This is a genomic window from Bacillus capparidis, assembly GCF_017832095.1.
GTDB classification, from domain to species: Bacteria; Bacillota; Bacilli; order Bacillales; family Bacillaceae; genus Bacillus; species Bacillus gobiensis.
In genome coordinates this window covers 352,832-369,756 of the sequence record NZ_JAFDST010000004.1, presented here as the reverse complement: position 1 = coordinate 369,756, position 16,925 = coordinate 352,832, and the positions used below count along the sequence as shown (strand labels likewise).

The window sequence follows — 16,925 nt, the reverse complement described above, 5'->3', positions numbered from 1 at the left end:
TAAATAATCATGCAAACAAGGAGAGGTTGGCATTGACAACGTTACTTCAATTAAAGAAAATTGAAAAGCAGTATGGAAAAGAAACGAAGGCGTTATCAAATGTTAGCTTCTCCGTAAAAGAAGGGGAGTTTGTTTCCATCATTGGTCCTTCGGGAGCAGGGAAATCAACTCTCCTTCGCTGCATCAATAGAATGATCGATGCATCCGGCGGAGAAGTACATTTTGATGATGTCGAAATGATGTCGTTAGGAAAGCGAAATTTACGAAAGGTCAGAACGAAAATCGGTATGATCTTTCAACATTATAATCTCGTAAATCGTTTGAGCGTCATTGAAAATGTATTACACGGAAGACTCGGATACAAATCGATGATGGCAGGAATGTTAGGACTGTATTCCAAGGAAGAAAAAATGGAGGCAGTCAAAATTTTAAATATTTTAGGCCTGGAGGATCAGATTTACAAACGGTGTGATCAACTGAGCGGAGGACAGAAGCAGCGAGTTGGGATCGCCCGAGCTTTAATTCAAAATCCGAAATTATTACTTTGTGATGAGCCGATAGCTTCTCTAGACCCGAATGCGTCTAGAGTGATTATGGATCATTTGAAAAATATTTCAACTTCCATGGGAATTACTGTGCTCGTCAATCTTCACCAAGTGGATGTCGCCTTAAACTATGCGGATCGAGTTATCGGAGTCAGCAAAGGCCAGGTCGTTTACAATGGATCACCGGAAGATATGACGAAGGAAAAGATTCATGAGATTTATGGATCTGAGTCCGGAAAATTGATTATGGATGCAGGTGGACAGCATGCAATCTGATTTCTTTCTAAAAAAAAGACTGCGTTCGATCATTGTTCTGGCAATTATCGTAATGATTACTTACGGAGCTATGATCATTACACAATATAATATTGTAGAAGGGTTCACCTCTATTCCGGAAGCGATTTTTTGGGGGTTCAGCAATTTTTATCCTGATCAAGATTCGCTAAGAAATCTGCCTTCTATTTTGGATAAATTATTAGAGACTATTTTTATGTCAATTGCCTCTTCTTCGATAGCGGCAATTTTTGCACTGTTTTTTGCAATTTTCGGATCAAAAACGACTAGTTTAAATGGTGTCCTGTCAGTGATTAGCAGAGGAATTGCTACACTTTTTAGAAATATTGATGTAGCAGCATGGTCGATGATCCTGCTTTTCTCTTTTGGCCAAAGTTCTTTAACAGGTTTTTTTGCACTGTTTTTCGTTTCATTTGGATTTTTAACGAGAGCATTTACGGAAACGATTGATGAAGTCGGAAGCGGAGCTGTTGAAGCTTTGGAGGCAACAGGGGCACAATATTTTCCGGTAATTATCCATTCAGTTATTCCTGCCAGTATTCCGCAAATCATCAGCTGGATTCTTTTCATGATCGAAACGAACATAAGAAGTGCAACGCTAGTCGGGATTTTAACAGGGACTGGAATCGGATTTTCCTTTGATCTTTATTATAAAAGCCTAAATTATAATTCGGCTAGTTTGGTGGTCATTACAATCATTCTGTCCATCCTGCTTATTGAACTGGTATCAAACTACGTGAGAAGGGTGATATTGTAATGAAGACTCAAGGATCTATGAAGTCCGTAACTGATTCTGCCAACCCTGAGATGAGTTCTGACTTTACAATAAAGAAGCCATTTGACAAATCTACCTTTGCCCTTCGGGTTACCTTGGTTATGCTGGCGATACTAACGGTTTACGCTTTTTTTAGTTTTGATTATAAGGATATTCAAATAATTGGTGCGATCGCTGCAACCATTGAAAACTTCAAGATTATGTTTGTGGAAGCGCACTTTGCCCATTTTACATTCTCTGAAGCGATTTACCAGGTATTAATTACGATTGGACTAGCTTTCCTGACGACCCTGTTCGGAGCTGTTATTGCTTTATTTTTAGGCTTGTTTGCAGCTCAAAATTTGTCTTCGAAAGCCGCTTCGAAAGCCATTAAAGGAATCATTGCCTTTATTCGCGCTGTTCCGACCGTATTGTGGGTGCTTATTTTTGCCATTTCGGCTGGTCTGGGCAGTGTAGCTGCCGTCATCGGCATGACGTTTCATTCAATCGGCTACTTGACGAAAGCATTCTCTGAATCCTTTGAAGAACTCGATGAAGGTGTCATCGAAGCATTGCGCGGGAGCGGAGCAGGCTGGTGGCAGATTGTTTTCCAAGCTGTTATTCCCTCAAGCTTAACGTATCTGGTGTCCTGGACGTTCGTGAGATTTGAGATCAATTTTGGTGTTTCTGTGGCTATGGGTGCAGCCGCGGGTGCCGGTGGAATTGGTTATGATATGTTTATGGCGAGCGGCTTTTATTTTGATCTGCGTGAAGTTGGTATGATCACGTACTTTATTCTTGCCTTTGCCATTCTATTGGAAGTACTAGCGACTCAATTAAAGAAAAGATTAAATGTAAATTAATATCTATTTTGCCCAAAGAAAGTGCCAGACTTGGTTACTTTCTTTTTTTTTGAACATATTTACATACATTTCATATTCTTTTACATTCGCTTAACCATAGAAACTTGGTGACAAGTTAGATTGAAAGTAATCAAGAGTGAAAGCTCCTAAGAAAACATTTCGTGAAAGGAGAAGCTATGAGAAAAGCTAGATTAACGAAAATTTTGATAGAAGGCAATCGTGAGTTATTGGAACAATTCGCGACCCAGGTAGAGGCATTTGCAGACTTAAACTTGGAGCGTTCTCCGCGAACGGGACTCGTGATGATGAAAACAAGAGATTCCGTCTCAAGGCAGCCGTTTTACACGGGTGAGGTGCTCGTGACCGAATGTGTTGTCCAAGTAAACGGACATTACGGAATGGGTGTATTAATGGGGGAAGAACCGCAAAAAGCATATCAAATCGCCCTGGTAGATGGCGCATTTAATGCCAAGCTTCCGATCACAGAAGCCTGGCTGCCGGCACTCGAAAAAGAAGAGCAATATATCAAGCAGAAGCAGCAGAAAGAAATAACTAGATTATCCGGTTCCAGAGTGAATTTTGATACGATGGAGGATTACAATGCAAAAAGCTAAAGATTCAAGTTTTGACATGGTTCACGATACACAAGCGATTTACCGTAAGCTGCTCGACGGAATGGCAAGACCAGGAAAAATCAATTCCATTGCGCCAATCATCTCAAGCGTTGAACAAATAGCGGATTTTCCAACTGCTTTATTGGGGTTAGCTTATACGTTAGTTGACCGGGAAGCAAGCTTCGCTGTTCTATCCGTCCCAAAGGAAGAAATTGAAAAGCATATACATTGGAAAACATTGAGCCCCATTGTTGCTGCTGATGCAGCAGATTATGTTTTCATAAATCAAGCCTTGGAAAAGGAAGAAATCCAGCAAGTAACGGGCAGCCTTCGGACTGGTACTTTGGAAAATCCTCATGAAAGTGCAACACTGCTTCTCGCTGTGGAATCATTTTCAGAGGAAGCTGTGAAGGGACAAAAGCTGATATTAAGAGGACCGGGAATTCAACATTCTTGTGAGATTCATATTACTGGATTTTCAATCGATTGGCTTGAGGAAAGAAAAAGGATCAACGGTGAGTTTCCAATCGGAATAGACATGATTCTTGTTTCAAGAGCCGGTGAAGTACTAGCAATCCCCAGAACTACGGTAATCGAATGGGAGGAATGCTAAATGGGATACGTTGCGGTGACGGGCGGACAAAAAGCGATTGAGCATGCAAGCAAGCTAATCGATTGTTACCGGCTGCAGGATGCAAAGGAAGTATTGTCAAGCGAGCAGATTGAGAAGCAAATGAGACTGTTAGTGGATCGTGTCATGGGGGAAGGCGGACTATATGCACCGGAATACGCTGCTCTTGCTTTAAAGCAATCAGAGGGCGATCCCGCTGAAGCGGCATTTTTACTAAGAGCCTACCGATCAACTTTACCGAGAAACTACTATTCTTCAACGGTTGAGCCAGAGAATATGCGCGTGATTAGAAGAATATCATCAGCGTTTAAAAATATCCCGGGAGGACAGCTGCTCGGACCAACCTATGACTATAAGCACCGGTTATTAAACTTTGACTTAAGAAACGAAGATGACATGGCGCTCCGGGATTTTCTTGATTCTATAGAGCTGGAACATGAGGAACAAGAATCTGTAGCGATGACTATGAAAAAAGTAGCTGATCTATTAAGGGAACAGGGGCTTCTCGCTAATCGAGAGGCAGAGGAGACCGAGCCATTTGATATTACACGAGAAAAAATGACCTTTCCGGCTTCGCGTTCTGCCCGGCTTCAAACACTTGCCCGCGGAGAGACAGGGGCTATGACTGCACTTGCTTATAGCAGTATGAGAGGGTATGGTCCAGTCCACCCTACGATTGGAGAGCTGAGAGTAGGGTATTCAGAGGTTCACATCCCTTATCCGTTTGGGGATGACGAGGAATTGTATATCGGTGAAGTAATGCTGACAGAAGTAGAAACAATCAACTCGTTTACGCAAAATGATCAAGGCGATGTAGAATTCATGCTTGGTTATGGCCTGGCATTTGGACAAAACGAAGTAAAAGCGATCTCGATGGCGATTTTAGAGCGAAGCCTGGAAACAGCAGGAAACAGCCCTACTCAGGATGAAGAGTTTGTTCTGTTACATATCGACAGTGTTGAATCAAACGGGTTTGTATCACATTTAAAGCTGCCGCATTATATTACGTTCCAATCAATGCTCGATCGGATCAGGCAGGCACAAAAGCCGGCAACAGACGATAATGCGAAAGTAGCTGAAAAGAACAGTCTTATATAGTCAGGGAAAGGAGAAAGCGAAGATGGAGTATCAAATCGAACAAACGTACAATTATGCTTTTTTAGATGAAGGATCAAAAAGAGAAATTCGCCGGGCTACGCTAAAGGCTGTTGCTATTCCCGGCTACCAGGTTCCTTTTGCTTCAAGAGAGCTGCCGATTGGCAGAGGCTGGGGCACAGGCGGGCTCCAGCTCACGTTATCACTGATTGGCGATAATGATCGATTGAAGGTCATCGATCAAGGACACGATGATAGTGTCAATGCGGTGAGCATCAAACAATTAGTGGAAAATTGTTCAGAAGTGATTCCAACAGACGATTCTGAAGAGGCGACAATTATTCAAACGAGACACCGTATTCCAGAGGTTCCGCTCCGTGAGGATCAAATCCTTGTCTTTCAGGTTCCGATGCCAGAACCTCTGCGACGTGTGGAAGCAAAGGAACAAGAGACGAAGCGGCTTCATGCCGAAATGGATTATAGCAGTATGTGGCTCAGGCTTTATGAGGATATTGTCCGCTGGGGAGAAATTACGATTGGAGCCGACTATCCGGGTCTCGTAAACGGACGCTATATTTTTAATCCCAGCCCGATTCCCCGCTACGATCTATTAAAGCTTCACCAAGCTGACGGGCTTTATCTTTTTGGGGCTGGGCGTGAAAAGAAGATATATGCCGTACCGCCCTATACGAATGTTGAACCGCTTGAGTTTGAGGATTATCGTTTTAAAGTCGAGCAGTTTGATGGGTTATCATGCCAGCTTTGCGGCAGTGATAATACGTTCCTCGATGAGATTTACAACAGCGAAACAGGAGAAAAAGTATATCAATGCTCGGATACAGCTCATTGTGCAAAAGTACAAAACAAAAGGAGCGTTGAAGCATGATGACGGAAACACCGCTATTAAAGGTACGAAATGTCAATAAGAGATACGGAGAAGGATGCCCGAAATGCGCGGCTCCGGATATGCTGGGAGAAGAAAATCGCTGCGCATATTGCGGAAGCGTTTGGGCTTGCCGGAACGTAATCTTTGACTTATACGAAGGTGAAATTCTTGGAATCGTCGGTGAGAGCGGCTCTGGAAAAAGTACACTTGTTAAAAGTCTTTATTTTGATGACAGTATTACTTCGGGAACAGCGAGCATTTCATCCTATAAAGAAGGCACCGCCGACATCTTTTCTGTATCGCCCCAACAAAAAAGGTACATTCGAAATTATTTAATGGGAATGGTTTATCAGAATCCGTGGCTCGGCTTGAAGATGTCATTTTCCAGTGGCGGAAACATTGCAGAGAAGCTCATTGCGTCCGGAACCTATCATGTGGGAACGATTCGCGAGCGCGCCTCTGCTTTGCTGGAGCACGTCGAAATTCCTGTTGCAAGGATGGATGAGCTGCCAAAAAATTTCAGCGGCGGTATGCAGCAACGTGTTCAGATCTCTAAAGCCCTTGCCAATAATCCACCAATTCTGCTTTTAGATGAGGTAACGACAGGGCTCGACCTATCCGTCCAGGCAAAGGTATTGGATTTGATACGCAGCATTCAGCGTGAGCTTCGTGTTGCGATGATCGTTGTGTCTCATGATTTAGGGGTCATTCGGATGCTGGCAGATCGTACGATGGTGATGAAGAGCGGAAAAGTAGTTGAACAGGGCCTAACAGACCAAATTTTAGAGGATCCGCAGCATGAATATACACAGTTGCTTGTTCATTCGCTTTTATAACAGAGATGAGGTGAAAAAATGAAAATCTATCAAGCTAATATCGTTACTCCCGACAAAGTCATCGAGAACGGAACGATTGAAATTGAAAATGATAAAATAGTCTCCATGACAGAAGGATTACCCGACACCACCAGAAATGAAGACATCAATGCCGAAAAGAAGTGGGTGCTTCCCGGACTGGTTGATTCCCATAGTGATGCAATCGAACTGGAATTAGAACCAAGGCCAAACAGCATCTTTCCAGTCGAAGTCTCCTTTTACGAATTGGAAAAGAAGCTCGTAGGAGAAGGGATTACGACCATCTATCATTCCATGTCTCTAATGGAAGAAAACGCAAAGAAATGGACCCGGAAAAATGACATCGTCTTACAGATGATAGCAGCAATTAAACAGCTGTCATACGGAACGCATTTAATCCGCCATAAAACCCATCTTCGCTATGAAATAACGAATACGGTCGCTGTAAAGAGTGTAGAAAAGCTGATGAAGGACGGGAATATCGATCAGCTGTCGTTTATGGATCACACTCCCGGGCAAGGACAATTCAGGGATATCGAATTGCATAAACGCTTTCTCATCGAACACCGCCATCTTACGGATGAAGAAGCTAACAGGACGATTGAAGAAAGTAAGCTTTTCGCTAAGCTTGATCCGAAAATTTTACAAGAGTTAGCCGGGCTTGCTGACCGCCTCAACATTCCGCTGGCTTCCCACGATGATGACACGATCGAAAAGCTTGAAGTTGTTAAAAGCTGGAATGCATCCATCAGCGAATTTCCGATCGAGCTGGAAGTAGCAAAAAAAGCAAAAGAAGCAGGGCTCTATGTCGTAATGGGCGCTCCAAACGTTTTGTTAGGGAAATCGCATAGCAATAACGTTTCCGCGCTTAAAGCCATCCAGCATGGTGCAGTCGATATTCTCTGCTCCGATTATTATCCTTCATCTCTCTTGCATGCAGCGTTCAAGTTGTATCATGCAGACATGCCAATTTTTGAAGCGGTGAATATGGTTTCCATCCACCCAGCTAAAGCCTTGAAAATAGATCATGAAGTAGGCTCGATTGAGGTAGGGAAAAAGGCTGATTTACTGATTGTCAGTGAAGAAAAAAAGCGGCCGGTGCTGCAAACCGTCATCGTCGGCGGAAAGGTTGTCTGCCAAATGAATTATCAAACGCCGGTAACAGCGGGAATCTTGCCATAAGGAGAATGAGAAGATGGAAGCCAAACGTTTAACAGAAGAGCCGACCATTCACGAAACGGCAGACGTCAAAAAAAGCATAATCGGAAGCTGGACGGACATCGGCCCAAACTCCAAAATCGAAGAATCAATCATTGGCGACTACACGTATACGTCAGGGGACGTACAAATCATTTACTCGGAGATCGGGAAGTTTTGTTCGATTGCCACAAATGTGCGCATACATCCTGTCAACCATCCAACCTGGAGAGTGACACAGCATCATCTAACGTATCGCCGTGTCCAGTATGGCTTCGATTCTCAGGATGATGAAGAATTTTTCCAATGGAGAAAAGATCATAAAGTAACCGTCGGGCATGATGTCTGGATTGGCCACGGGGCGATTATTATGCCGGGAGTAACGATAGGAACAGGAGCGGTCATCGGGGCCGGGGCCATTGTCACAAAGGATATACCCCCTTATATGATAGCCGTCGGTGTTCCGGCATCACCTCTGAAAGAAAGATTCCCCAAGGAAATCACTGATGAACTTTTGAAAATCGAATGGTGGAATTGGGATAGGCAGCAATTGGAGGAGTGTTTTGAAGACCTTAAGGACGTCGAACGATTTATCAAAAAGTATGGACAAGGATCTTCGATAGACTAGAGGAGGACAATCATGAGCGAATTATTGAAAATAGATGACCTGAAAAAAACCTTTACGATGCATCAATCCGATAATAAACACATTGTCGGCTGCAATCGCATCAGCTTCATTTTAAATGAAGGAGAGTTCATTGGCATCACCGGAAGGAGTGGTGCGGGAAAATCGACAGTGTTAAAAAGCATTTATCGTACGTATATACCAACTGGAGGCTCAATTGTCTATCGATCAGAGCAGTTTGGATCGATTGATCTTGTTCAGGCCACAGAAAGAGAAATTATTGCCATCCGAAAAAAAGAGATCGGCTACGTCTCACAATTTCTTAACGTCATGCCCCGTGTAACAGCGTTAGAATTGGTGACAGCGACGTTAATTGAAATAGGAGAACGAAGCAACGATGCGGTGGAACAAGCAAAACACATTTTGGCACACTTTAAGCTTCCGTCATCTTTGTGGGATTCTTATCCCCGGACCTTTAGCGGCGGAGAAAAACTTCGTTTAAACTTAGCCCAAGCCATGGTCAAAAGGCCGAAATTATTACTGCTGGATGAACCAACTGCCTCTCTCGATGAAGCCTCAAAGATCGCGGTAAAAGATATGATCATCCAATTAAAAGAAGAGGGAACAAGCATGATCGGTATTTTCCATGACCTCGATTTCATGGAAACTGTAGTAGATTGCCAATACAATTTATCCAACGGCTCATTATCAGGTGGGCACAGCAATTAAAAAGTGGGTGCACGTTATGGAAATCCGTGAATTGGAACAAAACGATCTACCTGACTATTTAAACCTTCTGAAGGTGCTGGACGAGCACAACAGCATGTCTTTGACAGAGGCGGAACAATTAGTAGGAAAAATAAGATGCTATCCGTATTATAAAATATTTCTCATATTGAACGAGGAAGGTCAAATTACTGGGACATTCTCGCTGATAATTTGTGACAACTTCGGCCATGGAGGCTTGAAATTTGCCATTGTTGAAAACGTCGTGGTTCATCCTGAGTTTAGGAGCCAGGGAATCGGTAAGGCAATGATGTTAAAAGCCAGAGAGATCGCATCCGAAAATAACTGTTATAAGCTTATGCTTTCCAGCAACGAAACTCGTACAGAGGCCCATTCCTTTTATGAGAATATCGGATTTGAAAGGCATGGAGTAAGCTTTAGAACGGAGTTGATAAACAAATGATCGATTTACATTGTCATACAAAAGTATCTGATTGCTCATATACAAATGAAGAAGTGATAGCAATGGCCAAACAGCGTGGTGTGACCAACCTTGCCATTACTAACCACGACACTACGGATGGATTGAAGGATGCGATTCGGATCGGAAAGCAAGCAGGTGTGAATATAATTCCGGGTATCGAAATTTCCGCATTCGATACAAAGAGAGGACGCCGCGCGCATCTGTTGGGCTTGTACATAACGCCAGGCCATCCAAGCATCAAAGAACTGTGCCAGCCATTAGTGGAAAAGCGTCATCTCGTTTCTAAAATGATGGTGGAAAGAATAATAGCTGCCGGCTACGATATCACGTGGGAGCAAGTAAAAGCTTTAGCTGAAGGTGGAACCGGCGTCTACAAACAGCATATTATGCATGCCCTCTTGGAAAAAGGCTACACGAAAACGATTTACGGAGCGTTATATAAAGAGCTGTTCCGAAGAGGAAGCGATACGGAAGGTGCGGGCATTGCATTTATCCCGATTGACTATATCCCTGCAGAAGAAGCCATTCGTGCCATTCAAGAGGCAGAAGGTATTCCTATCCTTGCCCATCCAGGACAATTCGACAACTTTGAAGCAGCGGAGGAATGGGTTGGGATTGGTTTGAAAGGCATCGAAGTGAAACATCCGTTGCACGATGCAAATCATCGAGCAAAAGCAATAGATCTTGCTCAGCGATTTGACCTGATTCAAACTGGCGGATCAGATTTCCACGGGTTTTATAGTGATACGGATTCAACGATTGGGTCATATACGACAGATCCAATTCAATTCGATCGATTGATGGAGCACAAGAGCAACGTCTTATTTTAATATACTTGTTTATCGCTTGATTGAATGGGAATTAGATTAATTATTTTCAAGAAGAGTTCAAGCGATATCGTTCCTAAAAAGCATAGAGATGGGGGCAAGGAAGGGTTCCTTGTCCTCATCTTTTTGATCGCTTCTTCTTTAAGTTGCTCTTTCGATTACTATGCTCCACTCAATATAAATTTAAAATCGTTGGACCAAAAATATTCCAACTAAAATAAGCACAATTCCTACGATTCTCGGAAGGCTAATCTCGTGTACAGGCAGGTTGAACCAGCCAAAATGGTCAATCAAAACGGCCATGATTAATTGTCCCGCAAGCAGTAGTCCAACGGTGAGAGCCGATCCGATTTTCGGCATCAATATTACATTCGCCAATACGAGAACGACTCCTAATGCTCCGCCGGTCCAAATCCACCACGGCTTAGTAAATGCGCTTCGATCCGGTATGATCGTATGATTCATCGTGAGTGACAAAGCGATTAATAAAATAGTGCCGCCCAAAAAGGAGAACATAGCAGCTAAATAAGGGGAGTGGACCGCATTGCGCAGTTCTGAATTAATCGCAGTTTGCAGAGGAAGTACTGCGCCGGCAATAAGTGCAATTACTAGAAAAACAATATATTGCATAAAATGTATTTACTCCTTTCCGCCAATTTCTAAGTGATCTTTAATCAGAAACCAAGTCTAATCCATTTTCTGGGGGCAAGAAAAAAAGCCGGCGATGTTAACGTGACGCCGGCTTTCTAGGCACTTGTTACTCATTTCCCCACTGATTCCGCACTTCATCCATAATTGACATCACATCAACAGATAATGGCAAAGTGCTGTTTTCCTCTTGATTTAAAATGTATCGATTCATTGCTTCCACTTCATAGTTCAACGCTTTTTCAGCAGCACCCGCTTCAACAACTTCAACACTTCCATCCGCCGTATATGTAATTATTGCTTTTTGAGCTCTGGGAAAATCTTCTACCGTAATATATCCCAATTCACCAGCGACAATTCCCCGTTTTGGCATTTTCGCCCGCATGGCAAGTGAAACCACTGCCAATTCATCCGCATCATTTTTTAAGATTATTCCGGATTGTTCATCCACACCTGTTTCGTACCTTTTGACTGTCGTCAACACTTCATTGGGCTGACGGGAGAGAAAATACCTTGTAAACGATAGCGCATACGTACCGATATCAAGCATCGCACCACCGGCAAGATCGGGGTTGAAAAATCTGTTAGTTGGGTCGTCTTCCTTACAGCTTCCAAAGGTTACGTTAATCATTTTCAACTTGCCAAGCTTCCCGGCATCCACAATATCGCGTAATTTTTTGTAGAGTGGCATATGGAAAATCGTCATTGCTTCTGCAACGATTAAGCCTTTCTCCTTTGCGAGGTCCACAATTTCCTTCAACTGTTTACCATTCATTGTAATCGCTTTTTCACAAAGTACGTGCTTGTTGTTTCGCAGTGCATCGATTATGTATTCGTAATGGATGCTGTGAGGCGTAGAGATGTAGACAACGTCAATTGTATCGTCCTGAAGCATTTCATCACTGCTTGTGTATACCTTTTCAATGTTAAATTGCTCTGCAAAACTTTTTGCTTTCTCTGCATTTCTCGCCCAAACTCCGCCGATACTCCCATTTACGTCAACAATTGCTTTGGCAAAATCTGCTGCTATTGCACCCGGTCCAAGTATAGCCCAATTTACTTTCCCCACGTTAAGCCCACCTTTGCTATTATTTTGTTACTGCTTTTACTCCATTTTCACCTGCAACCAAAACCTTGGTTACAACGGTGGTGAATAGCGAGACGTCAATCACACCCGCTATTTGCGTTAACTTATTTTCCAGCTGTTTGCTGTCCTGTTCAGCTTGAAAATAAACATCTACCAAAAAGTTACCGTTGTCACTGATGGTATACCCGTCCTTTTCAGAGCCGGTACGTACAACGGGTTTCCCGCCTAATGCTTCGGCCTTTTTTAGAACAAAGCTTAGTGATTCCTGTAAAATTTCAAGTGTAACTGGGTGGTCATACGTTAACGTTGGAACAAATTTTGTTACATCAGCAAGCAGTATATAGTCCTTTGACATTTTTGCGATCAGCTTTTCCTGTGTATGGATACCTCCTGCACTTTTTAGCGCGTGCAGCTTCTCATCAACCCGGTCGCAGCCATCAAACGCAACATCAATCTGTTCCACGACACAAGCAGGCAGTACTTCCAATCCTTGCTCCAAGCAAAGCAGCTTTGTTTTCAAGGATGGAGTGACTACCTTCACCTTTATGTTTTCATTTTTTATGAAATCGATTAAATAACTGATCGTGCTTCCGCCGCCCAGCCCTATGACCATTCCGCTCTGTATATACTCCATAGCGGCTTTTGCACATTCCTGCTTTACATTCATCGCTCCCACCTCACCTTTTGTTTAACAATGCATTATGTATGTGCTCAATAAAAAGTATACGCTCAGTAAAAATAAGATTCAAAGCATGTGGCTTCACTTTTATTAAGATTCTGCATTTCAATTAATATAAGTATGGAATGATTGATGCAAGATTTGCCAAATTCATATTCTAATATGGAAATATTCAGTATAATAAAATAGAAAAACTATTTTTCGAAAGAGGGAGTTTGAGTGATGAAATTTAAAGATTACCCATATGAGCGGCCGGATATTACAGAAATAGAAAAGAGCTTTAAACAACTCATCGAAACGTTCGGAAAGGCAGAAAGCTTCGATGAACAGGATCAGGCGCTTGCTGCTGTGAATAAGCTTCGCAACAAGATTAATACCGCATCCGATCTTGTGTATATCCGCCACTCCATCGATACAAATGATTCGTTTTATAAAGCAGAACAGGATTATATCGACGAAGTTGGTCCTGTCATCCAAGAATACATAACAGATTTTTATCAAGCTCTGGTCAATTCAGAGTTTCGTAAGGAGCTGGAAAAGAAGTGGGGCAGCCAGCTTTTTCAATTGGCAGAGCTTTCGGTAAAAACCTTTCATCCTAAAATTATAGAAGATTTGCAAAAGGAGAATAAGCTAAGTACAGAATATGACCAGCTGATCGCCTCTGCGAAAATTCTATTTGAGGGGGAAGAGCGGACATTAGCCCAAATGAAGCCGTTTGAGCTATCAAAAGACAGGGACATTAGACGCAAGGCAGCAGAAGCAAAATATCAATTTATGAGTGAAAATGAAGAGCAATTGGATCGGATCTATGATGACTTGGTTAAGATTCGAACGAAGATTGCCAAAGAGCTTGGCTATGAAAATTTCGTTGAGCTTGGATACGCTCGAATGAGCAGAATCGGTTACGACGCGGAAATGGTTGCAAACTTCAGAAATCAAGTGTTGGAAATTATCGTTCCGGCAGCGACAAAGCTCCGGGAACGTCAACGCAATCGCATTGAGGTTCAACAACTAAATTATTACGATGAAGAATTCAGCTTTAAATCCGGAAACGCGGCACCAAAGGGCGATCCGAAGTGGATTATTGAGAACGGCCGTAAAATGTATGAAGAGCTTTCAGATGAGACCAATAAATTTTTTAATTTCATGATCGAAAACGGCCTTATGGATCTGGTCAGTAAAAAAGGAAAACAAAGCGGAGGATACTGTACGTATTTAAGCGAGTACAAAGCGCCATTTATTTTCTCGAATTTTAATGGAACCTCAGGAGATATTGATGTACTGACCCATGAAGCGGGGCACGCATTTCAAGTATACCAGAGCAGACATTTGGAAGTCCCTGAATACAGTTTCCCGACAATGGAGGCTGCTGAGATCCATTCGATGAGCATGGAGTTTTTTACTTGGCCATGGATGAAGCTGTTTTTCGAAGAGGAGACGGAAAAATATAAATTCAACCATTTGTCAGAGGCTCTCACTTTTATTCCATACGGTGTAGCCGTAGATGAATTCCAGCATTTTGTTTACGAAAATCCGGAAGCAACACCTGCTAATAGAAAAGCTGCTTGGAGAGAGATTGAGAGAAAATATCTGCCGCATAGGAACTATGAAGATAATGCTTATTTGGAGCGAGGCGGGTTTTGGCACAAGCAAGGGCACATTTTTGCTGCTCCGTTTTATTATATCGACTATACTCTCGCTCAAATCTGTGCTCTGCAATTTTGGAAAAAACTGAATGAGGATTATCATGCGGCATGGAAGGATTACCTTCAATTGTGTCAAGTTGGAGGGAGTAAGCCATTTACCAGTCTTGTTGAGCAAGCGGGTTTAATCTCACCGTTTCAAGAAGGTTGTGCAGCCTCCGTGATCGGTGAGATTGAAAACTGGCTGAATGGTATAGACGATACGAAGCTGTGATTGAAAAATCCCCTTTACTCTCAGAAGGCATACTGATGTAGCTCTACTGAAAAAGGGGATTTTTATTATTTATGCGCCTAATTTATTTTGCAAGCTGTTGGAGACACCAGACAGCATCCTGGCAGACGTCGATATTTCTTCCATAGAAGCAGTCAGTTCTTCGATCACTGCAGCAATATTTTGCAAATTGCCGGACGATGTATTCGTAATTTCCGAGACATGTTCGATCGAATTCGAAACAGTGTCCATGCTCGTTGTAACCTCATTTATAGCGACTAAAATGTCTGAAATGATTTCAGCTAATTCATCGTTGTTTCCGTAAAGCTCAGTAAATACTGATCCTGCTTCACTGCTTAACGTGATTCCTTCTTCGACTGAATCGCCGCTGTCTTTAATGACACTGACAACTTGGGTTGTTTCTTTATTAATCTCATCAATTAATTCTTGTATATTTCCGGTTGCATGATTTGTCTGTTCTGCTAATTTTCTTACCTCATCGGCAACGACGGAAAATCCTCTTCCGTGTTCGCCAGCCCTAGCCGCTTCAATCGCAGCATTTAATGCAAGCAGATTCGTCTGGTTAGAGATATCGGTAATCAGCGACAAGATATTTCCAATTTCATTTGACTTTTGACCAAGCTGATTTACGACTTGCACAGATCGGTTTACTCGCTCTTGAATCGTGTTCATTTGATTTGTTATTTTTTCAACTAGCTGTTTTCCATTGTTTGAATTGGCGAGTGCGTTTCCAGATGTGTTTTTAATAAATTTAATGCTTTCGGAAATTTCAGTAAGCGTAAAAAAGATCGCGGAAGAATTATTGTTTATATCTTGAATCGCTTGAAATTGTCTTTCTGCGCCGCTGGAAATATCCTGTACGGATGAAGATATTTCTTCTGTTGCATTGCTCGTTTCTTCGGTTGTTGTTTTCAGCTGGAGTGAAGCTTCAGCGGTTTGATGAGATAAGTGCATGATTTCCTCTTTAAAATCCATTCCTTTTCGGTCTTCTTTCTCATAGCTGGATTGTCCAATCACGTCGGTGACAATTCGGCCAATTGGATTTTTTTGTTCTGCGAAAATGGGCTGGCTTTTATCACCTGTTGACCACTTGCTTATTTTTTCTAATGGCGAAAGAAATTTCTGCAGAATAAAGTAACCAAGTGCCACTGTAGCAATAAGGCTAATCAGCACAACAATTAGTGTACTCTTCCACTCGATGGAAATACTTTCGGTCAGCAGGGCACCAATTGAAAATGCAGCGATTGGAATAAGCATAGACACTAGCATAAACGAAAGTAAAATAAGGAGAATTAATTGGTAGTTGTTCAAATTTTTTATCTTGTCCATGATTTTCCCTTCTTCCTTAAACAACGATTATAGTTTCATATCCGATATGTCTAAAAACTCCATGGCTTCCTCGACGGTGGTAAATGCTTTGATTTTGTCTATTGTTCCGGCCGTCCGGGATAACCGGTTTAATTGCATTTTTAGCGCCATATTTGGCGCAACAGTTGCATTTTTTTCTACATTTTGCCCAACCCACGCCATAAGCTCTCCCCAAACTTCGTTTACCTCCTGTGAAGCTACGGTTTTAATATTGCTGTTATCGTTTAAAAATTTTGTGATTTTCGGATCGCTGAGCTCTTTTTTTACGACTTCCGCTTGCTGCTTTGCTTCTTCAACAGTTGTCGCCATTTCGTTATATTTAAAATAAAATACGTCATTGTATATTTTCATTTCGAATTTTTTCATTTTTCTCACTCCGTTTTTTAATTGATTTCTTGTTCTTCTATAATTGATTGAAAGATGAAAACAGCACTTAATGCCTTTGGAAATCCGCAATAGGCTGCACAATGGCTGATAACTTCCATGATTTCTTCTTTTGTCCACCCAACTTTAAGGGCCGCCCTAAAATGATAGTGTAAACCTCTGCCGGCATCTCCCTGTGTGATTAATGAAGATAATGTAATGATCGCCCTTTGCTTAAAATCCAGTGTTTGATCGGAATAAATATCGCCATAGCCGAATTCAAGGGCAAGCTTGCCAAGTCTCGGAGACGTTTTTAATAGTTCCTCCATTGCGAGGATTCCTTTTTCTCCAGCCAATTTTTGAATGGACTTCCAACCTAATTCGCTTCTTTCCATTGTGAAAGCATCCTCCACTATATGTATTTTTCCCGATTTTTTCGAACAGTAAGAC

20 protein-coding genes are annotated in these 16,925 nt (G+C 42.2%); 14 read left to right on the top strand and 6 right to left on the bottom strand.

Going from position 1 to position 16,925, the window contains the following annotated elements; genetic code table 11:
• Positions 1 to 32: 32 nt before the first annotated feature.
• The 13 genes from phnC (at position 33) to JOC74_RS17365 (ending at position 10,398) form a co-directional block, all read left to right on the top strand.
• Positions 33 to 821 carry a phosphonate ABC transporter ATP-binding protein gene (gene phnC, locus JOC74_RS17425; protein WP_053605714.1) on the top strand — a complete coding sequence of 263 codons (789 nt, stop codon included), beginning with the start codon at positions 33 to 35 and terminating at the stop codon, positions 819 to 821.
• Positions 811 to 1,596 (top strand): ABC transporter permease subunit, encoded by a 786-nt coding sequence (locus JOC74_RS17420; protein ID WP_053605715.1) that lies wholly within the window; start codon positions 811 to 813, stop codon positions 1,594 to 1,596. Before phnC ends, JOC74_RS17420 begins: the two co-directional genes overlap by 11 nt.
• 50 nt (positions 1,597 to 1,646) lie before the next feature.
• Positions 1,647 to 2,456 (top strand): PhnE/PtxC family ABC transporter permease, encoded by an 810-nt coding sequence (locus JOC74_RS17415; RefSeq protein ID WP_225970419.1) that lies wholly within the window; start codon positions 1,647 to 1,649, stop codon positions 2,454 to 2,456.
• 176 nt (positions 2,457 to 2,632) lie between these two features.
• On the top strand, positions 2,633 to 3,070 hold the full coding sequence (gene phnG, locus JOC74_RS17410) for a phosphonate C-P lyase system protein PhnG (RefSeq protein ID WP_053605717.1): 438 nt from the start codon (positions 2,633 to 2,635) through the stop codon (positions 3,068 to 3,070).
• Entirely contained in the window at positions 3,057 to 3,683 is a 627-nt protein-coding gene (phnH, locus tag JOC74_RS17405) for a phosphonate C-P lyase system protein PhnH (protein WP_053605718.1), read from the top strand. Before phnG ends, phnH begins: the two co-directional genes overlap by 14 nt.
• Entirely contained in the window at positions 3,684 to 4,799 is a 1,116-nt protein-coding gene (locus tag JOC74_RS17400) for a carbon-phosphorus lyase complex subunit PhnI (RefSeq protein WP_053605719.1), read from the top strand. It begins immediately after the preceding gene.
• Between the two features lie 34 nt (positions 4,800 to 4,833).
• Positions 4,834 to 5,682 (top strand): alpha-D-ribose 1-methylphosphonate 5-phosphate C-P-lyase PhnJ, encoded by an 849-nt coding sequence (locus JOC74_RS17395; protein ID WP_376773414.1) that lies wholly within the window; start codon positions 4,834 to 4,836, stop codon positions 5,680 to 5,682.
• Positions 5,682 to 6,518 carry an ATP-binding cassette domain-containing protein gene (locus tag JOC74_RS17390; RefSeq protein WP_053606218.1) on the top strand — a complete coding sequence of 279 codons (837 nt, stop codon included), beginning with the start codon at positions 5,682 to 5,684 and terminating at the stop codon, positions 6,516 to 6,518. Before JOC74_RS17395 ends, JOC74_RS17390 begins: the two co-directional genes overlap by 1 nt.
• A gap of 18 nt (positions 6,519 to 6,536) precedes the next feature.
• Positions 6,537 to 7,718: an alpha-D-ribose 1-methylphosphonate 5-triphosphate diphosphatase gene (locus tag JOC74_RS17385; RefSeq protein WP_053605721.1), complete on the top strand. Its 1,182-nt coding sequence runs from the start codon at positions 6,537 to 6,539 to the stop codon at positions 7,716 to 7,718.
• 13 nt (positions 7,719 to 7,731) lie between these two features.
• Positions 7,732 to 8,361: a DapH/DapD/GlmU-related protein gene (locus tag JOC74_RS17380; RefSeq protein ID WP_053605722.1), complete on the top strand. Its 630-nt coding sequence runs from the start codon at positions 7,732 to 7,734 to the stop codon at positions 8,359 to 8,361.
• Between the two features lie 12 nt (positions 8,362 to 8,373).
• Positions 8,374 to 9,087, top strand: a complete 714-nt coding sequence (gene phnL / locus JOC74_RS17375; protein ID WP_053605723.1) for a phosphonate C-P lyase system protein PhnL — start codon at positions 8,374 to 8,376, stop codon at positions 9,085 to 9,087.
• Between the two features lie 16 nt (positions 9,088 to 9,103).
• Positions 9,104 to 9,547 (top strand): GNAT family N-acetyltransferase, encoded by a 444-nt coding sequence (locus JOC74_RS17370; RefSeq protein WP_053605724.1) that lies wholly within the window; start codon positions 9,104 to 9,106, stop codon positions 9,545 to 9,547.
• Positions 9,544 to 10,398 (top strand): PHP domain-containing protein, encoded by an 855-nt coding sequence (locus tag JOC74_RS17365; RefSeq protein ID WP_053605725.1) that lies wholly within the window; start codon positions 9,544 to 9,546, stop codon positions 10,396 to 10,398. The genes JOC74_RS17370 and JOC74_RS17365 overlap by 4 nt, the downstream gene beginning before the upstream one ends.
• Positions 10,399 to 10,578: 180 nt before the next feature.
• Here JOC74_RS17365 and JOC74_RS17360 read toward each other — a convergent pair whose 3' ends face one another.
• From JOC74_RS17360 to rpiA, 3 genes are all read right to left on the bottom strand, one after another.
• Positions 10,579 to 11,025: a DMT family transporter gene (locus JOC74_RS17360; RefSeq protein WP_053605726.1), complete on the bottom strand. Its 447-nt coding sequence runs from the start codon at positions 11,023 to 11,025 to the stop codon at positions 10,579 to 10,581.
• Between the two features lie 127 nt (positions 11,026 to 11,152).
• On the bottom strand, positions 11,153 to 12,112 hold the full coding sequence (locus JOC74_RS17355) for a Gfo/Idh/MocA family protein (protein WP_053605727.1): 960 nt from the start codon (positions 12,110 to 12,112) through the stop codon (positions 11,153 to 11,155).
• A gap of 19 nt (positions 12,113 to 12,131) precedes the next feature.
• Positions 12,132 to 12,797: a ribose 5-phosphate isomerase A gene (gene rpiA, locus JOC74_RS17350; protein WP_053605728.1), complete on the bottom strand. Its 666-nt coding sequence runs from the start codon at positions 12,795 to 12,797 to the stop codon at positions 12,132 to 12,134.
• Between the two features lie 234 nt (positions 12,798 to 13,031).
• Between rpiA and JOC74_RS17345 the strand changes: the two genes are divergently transcribed.
• The gene (locus tag JOC74_RS17345) at positions 13,032 to 14,726 is read left to right on the top strand and encodes a M3 family oligoendopeptidase (RefSeq protein ID WP_053606219.1); all 1,695 of its coding nucleotides are present in this window, start codon (positions 13,032 to 13,034) and stop codon (positions 14,724 to 14,726) included.
• 69 nt (positions 14,727 to 14,795) lie between these two features.
• On the opposite strand, the gene JOC74_RS24355 is transcribed toward JOC74_RS17345, so the two are convergent.
• From JOC74_RS24355 to JOC74_RS17330, 3 genes are all read right to left on the bottom strand, one after another.
• The gene (locus tag JOC74_RS24355; RefSeq protein WP_376773413.1) at positions 14,796 to 15,416 is read right to left on the bottom strand and encodes a methyl-accepting chemotaxis protein; all 621 of its coding nucleotides are present in this window, start codon (positions 15,414 to 15,416) and stop codon (positions 14,796 to 14,798) included.
• A gap of 684 nt (positions 15,417 to 16,100) precedes the next feature.
• Positions 16,101 to 16,478, bottom strand: coding sequence for a hypothetical protein (locus tag JOC74_RS17335; RefSeq protein ID WP_053605730.1), 378 nt, complete (start codon positions 16,476 to 16,478; stop codon positions 16,101 to 16,103).
• A gap of 17 nt (positions 16,479 to 16,495) precedes the next feature.
• Positions 16,496 to 16,870, bottom strand: coding sequence for a carboxymuconolactone decarboxylase family protein (locus JOC74_RS17330; RefSeq protein ID WP_053605731.1), 375 nt, complete (start codon positions 16,868 to 16,870; stop codon positions 16,496 to 16,498).
• Between the last annotated feature and the right edge of the window lie 55 nt (positions 16,871 to 16,925).